We start from the raw sequence: 4,618 nt of genomic DNA, 5'->3' as shown, positions 1-4,618 counted from the left end.
CGTAACGCTGGGCCCCACACAGCATTCCGGATTGCCTGAGGCGTGATCGTCTACGCCCTTCATCTGCCACTCCGCCGCAGAAGCTCGCGCGTCGATGCAGGGCGACATTCCGATACCTTGCCGTCGAGGAAGCCCAAACCTTGCCCGTGCGCGCCTGCTGCAGGCGACATCCATGTGGACTGCATCACCAGCTCTCGCAGGGATCATCTCAGGCGGAGTGTCCTCAAGATTTCCGCTGCGGCTGCGCAGCAAGCATCATGCAGGAGCCCAGTGTGATGGTCCTGCAGGCGCGTCCTCGAAGGATGCGCCTTCGATAAGAGTGCCCGATCAGGCGGAGAAGCTCCTGGTGCTCCGGGCCACCTCCGACGACGAGGAAGGAGCCAAGCTCGATCTCGATCGGTACACCACCGGACGGCTGGTTCGGCACATGCAAGACGACGGGGCGCCCTGTCGTGGCACTCCGGGCCAGGAACCACCGGTCACCATTAGGGCTGGCGTAGAGTTCCCTCCGGTCGGCCGTCATCGGGGACTCCTCGTTGAGGAAGTGGTAGCTGTACCCGGTTCCCGGCCATCGACGATCCTACCAAACAGGCTGGCCTGAATGAGCATGTCAGCGGTGCTGGCATGACACTGCTCGGTGAGCATCTCGGAAATCCGCTCCGGGCATTTCTCCGAGAGCAGCTTGAGGCCGCCTTGGAGTTTCTGAGGCGTTAGGTCGTGCTTGGCTCCCCTCCCGGAGCTGTTCTCATACTCCGTGAATTGGATCACGAAATGGCCCTCGTAGAGCTTGGTGTCAGAATACCAGGGCCGGCCGATGCAGGGGATCTCGGAGGAGATCAATTTCGCCTCGGAGCACCAAGCGTCGACGTCGCCCTCGATTGCGGAAGTCATCTGCCTGCAGATCGCCTGCGAGGAGACCGGCGCGAAGGCGCTGAACTGTGCCATGGTATTCCTCCAGCAGGCCGATCGGCGGGAATCCTGCAGCTGAACAGCGTCACGTGTCGTTCAAATCTCGGACACATGGCATCCTCGATGACTTGCCGGTCAGTACATGAGAACTTGCGGCGCTGGTCCTCATTTTCATCGAGATCGCGACGGCAGACACTACGACTATGCCTCTCGATCACTGCCAGCGTGGCGTCGATGGCAGCGTTCCGACTGAGATCATCCTATTGTTCAGGAGGCGAGAGTGAGCTCACCTTCCAGCACCGCGCGCTCGCCTGCAGTTGATTTTATGCGGTACGATGGCTCGCCCGAGCGCTCCTCCGGCATGAGCCGAACGACTTCGAAGATGCTGCTGGCAGCACCCCCGTGATCGACGGAGCCGAACCGCCGGGCCTGCCGAACCCGCTGACCGATCTTGAACTTGTGAGACATCTGCAATCCTTCTGATCCGTCGACTCGCCGTAACGTGTCAGCTCTAACGCCGTGCTCTGGCCTTGCGGGCCGCAAAGCGTGCATCGCGTGCCGCCTTCTGCTCGGCCGCGAGCGCGGCTTGGCGCACCACCTTCTCGGCAGCCTGACGGGCACGCTCAGCCTCCTGTTGCTCCCGCTCAGCAAGCGCCTCAGCCTCCCGCTGAGCCTCGGCTGCGAAACGGGCTGCCTCGCGCTCGTTGATCCGAACCTCTCGGGCATGGATAACCGCGCGTCGCGCTGACTGCCGTGCGAGAACAATCGGGTCATCGGCGGATGGGCGTGACCGGAACCGAGCTACCGTGGCCTGCCGCGCCTTCGCAGCGGCCTCAAGACGATCAACGAGTTGGTTGGCTTTGAATTGACCCACGTAGATTCCTTATGCGCATCGCGGCTGAACGCGCGTCGAGAGAAAAGAAAAGCCGCTCCGACTGGAGCGGCTTCCATAATGGTCAACGTTAAGGTGACCTTAGGCGACCTGCAGGCTTCCAGCAGCCTGCTTGCCCGAACGGCGGTCAGTCTCGATCTCGTAGGAGACCTTCTGGCCTTCATCGAGGGTCTGCATGCCGGCGCGCTCGACGGCCGAGATGTGGACGAACACGTCCTTGCTGCCGTCCTCAGGCTGGATGAAGCCAAAACCCTTGGTTCCGTTGAACCACTTCACGGTGCCGATGCTCATGAGTATTTCCGTATCTTAGTAGGCAATAAGGTATGACAAGCGCATGCAGACACGCGCTCGGTCGCTTGTCGTCGAAATAGGGAAGAGATGCAGATCGCGCGCCCATTTGAGCGGCACGGCCGGATATCTGGCCGAAATTCGATAACTACTATCTACGCTATCGGGATGACATTTACAACCGGGCGGAGGTCGATTTCGAGAAAAGATAAAAATATGATCTCACGGATGACGTGGAACGCTGCATTTTCCGCAAAACTTCCTTCTAATAAGGGCTGGGCAGCGCGCACTATGGGGCAGCCTCCGAAGGGGAGACCGGGCATGAATGACCCCTGCCAGCTTGCCCGCATTGAGGACCGGTTTGCCATCGCAAATGAGACGTGGGCGGCCGAGGTCCGCGCCTTGTATGGCGGCAATCCCTACTTTCATCGCGATAAGCCCACCGGCCGCGGCACGCCGGGCTCGGCTTTGCGCGCGGCTTACGAAGCGCGTGAGCGCGCGTTCATGGACTGGTGTGCGGCGCGCGGGGTTGATGCCGTGTCTCGCGCGCAGGAAGATGAAAAGCTTAGCCTACAACTCGCGTAAGGGTTGCTGGTGAAGCTGGGCAGAAGGTGGATGAATATGGCCGGGTCGGCCGAGGACAGGCTCGACGCCCTGGAGGCTCGCATTGCGGCTCTCGAGGCGCGGCGGGCCGATCAACTGCGGCTCGTCGAGAACGAAGCGCGTCGCGATCAGACACCACCGAGGTCGAGCGAGTGCTGCGGGAGATCGAGGATGAGCTTGCGGCCTTGCGCGTCCGCACGGCCACCTTCGCCTCGGACCCGAGACATTCGTGAGCGCTCGGCAAGCCTCGCCGCGCGTGGCCACGAAGCACCGGCCGCATCTCCATCCCTGGGAGACCGCCGGCTCTCGGTGTTTTGCGCCACTCCCGAGCGGGCTCGCCCCCCACGTCACGGGAAGCGAGCCGCCGATGTTGGTTGACTAGGGCTGCCGCTACGTCTTTAGACCGTTGCGCAAAAATCGCCGTGCAGCATGCTTCGGTAGAGCCGGCACCAGGGCAGGCTTCTTCTCCAGCAGTCGCTTCACCCGCTCGTTGAGATCGTTGGCTGAAATGGACTGAGCCGAACCATTGTTGGCCGCATGCGCCATCATGATTTCCGCGTCGTGGCCCAAGTCACGGGACTGCGCGGAGGGTGGAAGATCTATGATGCCTGAGAGCTGAAAAGGGGAGGACAAACGCCAGCGTCGGTCCGCTGTCGGCGTTTCGCCTTGGTGTCGGCGAACGCTTGTGGCACAGGGTCAGGCATGACCGACCCGATGCCCAACACTCATCCCTACACCCTGGAGATCCTACCACCGAAGGCGGAGGGCGCCTCTTATCAGTGGGCGATCCGCCGAAGCGGCAAGCTGATCCAGCGCTCGGATCGCACGCTGACGAGCGAGGCGAAAGCATACGAGAGTGGGTTGGCGGACATTGAGAAGCTGCTATCGGGAGTGGGCGAGCGGTAATCGCCGCGCTTTCTGCGCCCCCATACGGGGCCACCTCTTTCGCGGGCTGCATCCGTGGTGAGGCACCTCAGCGTAGTGCGCTGATCGTCCGGTAGTGCTCAGCGCCAGCCAGTGCTCGCAACCTGATAGCCCGCACCCGGTGGTGCCGAACGTGCTGGAGCAGAGCCTCTGCGGTCTCCGTCCGCCCCTCCTGCCGATGCCGAACAGCGCCGGCCGCAAGTTCGGTTGCAAGCGCCTCGGCGATGCAGGCAGCAGCAATGCGGTTGGGTGACTTCCGGCTCATGACGGCCTCGTGCGTCAGCGACGGCCATGATCCTCTGCCTGAATCCACTAACGGCCCATTAACTATAAGCTCCGCATAGGTGCGATCCGACGACTAGCGAGAGGCGGGTGTCACGGAAGCTGTTCTCCCGCTGCCGGATGGCCACCTGACCGGCCAGCCAGAGCGTGCGCCGTAGTCGGGCGTTGCCGTACTTCGACAGCTTGGTCTGGCCGCGGAAGGTGCCGGACTGCTGGGTCGCCAGATCGAGCCCGCAGAACTTCAGGAACTGCCGGTGGTGGCTGAAGCGGAGCAGACCGCTGGCCTCGGCCAGGATAGTTAGGGCGTTGATTGGGCCGATGCCGGGAATGCGCAGCAGGAGCTTGTAGTCCACGCTATCTGACAGGAGGGTCTCGGCCATGGCGTCAATGGCGTCGCGTTGCCGGATGAGACCGCGCGCCTCGCCGATGACGAGCCGGAACATGCGCACCGCCGGAGCGTCTGGCGGCACCGGCAGGCGGATCGAGCCACGGGCCGTCTCATAGACGTCACCGAGCAACTGTGCCTTGGCGACTTTGCGTCCGACCACGTCCCACGCGGCGGCGATGAAGGCCTCCTTGTGGATCCTGCACGGCGCCGGTCATACCTGGGCCGGCGGTCGCCCAGCCGGCTCCCTCACCGATCCGACCGGTCTCGATGCCAGCCGCGAGATGTTACAGTTCTTCGTGTCCCACGCGAAGGGCGGCGGCGCGCCGACACTG

At 62.9% G+C, this 4,618-nt stretch carries 7 protein-coding genes and 1 pseudogene; 2 read left to right on the top strand and 6 right to left on the bottom strand.

Translation table 11 applies throughout. From position 1 onward, the window contains the following. Positions 1–519: 519 nt before the first annotated feature. From MOX02_RS29440 to MOX02_RS29425, 4 genes are all read right to left on the bottom strand, one after another. On the bottom strand, positions 520–945 hold the full coding sequence (locus tag MOX02_RS29440; RefSeq protein ID WP_147029321.1) for a hypothetical protein: 426 nt from the start codon (positions 943–945) through the stop codon (positions 520–522). A 231-nt stretch (positions 946–1,176) separates the two neighbouring features. After that, positions 1,177–1,377, bottom strand: coding sequence for a hypothetical protein (locus MOX02_RS29435; RefSeq protein ID WP_147029320.1), 201 nt, complete (start codon positions 1,375–1,377; stop codon positions 1,177–1,179). A 43-nt stretch (positions 1,378–1,420) separates the two neighbouring features. After that, entirely contained in the window at positions 1,421–1,783 is a 363-nt protein-coding gene (locus MOX02_RS29430) for a DUF6481 family protein (RefSeq protein ID WP_147029319.1), read from the bottom strand. Between the two features lie 99 nt (positions 1,784–1,882). Further along, positions 1,883–2,092 (bottom strand): cold-shock protein, encoded by a 210-nt coding sequence (locus MOX02_RS29425; protein WP_147029318.1) that lies wholly within the window; start codon positions 2,090–2,092, stop codon positions 1,883–1,885. A 318-nt stretch (positions 2,093–2,410) separates the two neighbouring features. On the opposite strand from MOX02_RS29425, the gene MOX02_RS29420 reads away from it, so the two are divergent. Next, a complete protein-coding gene (locus tag MOX02_RS29420; protein WP_147029317.1) occupies positions 2,411–2,674 on the top strand; it encodes a hypothetical protein in 264 nt (87 codons plus the stop codon). Between the two features lie 408 nt (positions 2,675–3,082). Here the strand turns inward: MOX02_RS29420 and MOX02_RS29415 are convergent, their stop codons facing one another. Then, the gene (locus MOX02_RS29415; protein WP_147029316.1) at positions 3,083–3,262 is read right to left on the bottom strand and encodes a hypothetical protein; all 180 of its coding nucleotides are present in this window, start codon (positions 3,260–3,262) and stop codon (positions 3,083–3,085) included. Positions 3,263–3,394: 132 nt separating this feature from the next. Between MOX02_RS29415 and MOX02_RS29410 the strand changes: the two genes are divergently transcribed. Beyond that, positions 3,395–3,598, top strand: coding sequence for a hypothetical protein (locus tag MOX02_RS29410; RefSeq protein ID WP_147029315.1), 204 nt, complete (start codon positions 3,395–3,397; stop codon positions 3,596–3,598). Positions 3,599–3,990: 392 nt separating this feature from the next. Here MOX02_RS29410 and MOX02_RS29405 read toward each other — a convergent pair. Beyond that, positions 3,991–4,479: pseudogene (locus MOX02_RS29405) on the bottom strand (transposase); the annotation flags it as partial. Positions 4,480–4,618 lie beyond the last annotated feature (139 nt).

It is taken from the genome of Methylobacterium oxalidis (genome assembly GCF_007992195.1).
Taxonomy (GTDB): Bacteria; Pseudomonadota; Alphaproteobacteria; order Rhizobiales; family Beijerinckiaceae; genus Methylobacterium; species Methylobacterium oxalidis.
This window is presented reverse-complemented; position numbering and strand designations above follow the sequence as displayed.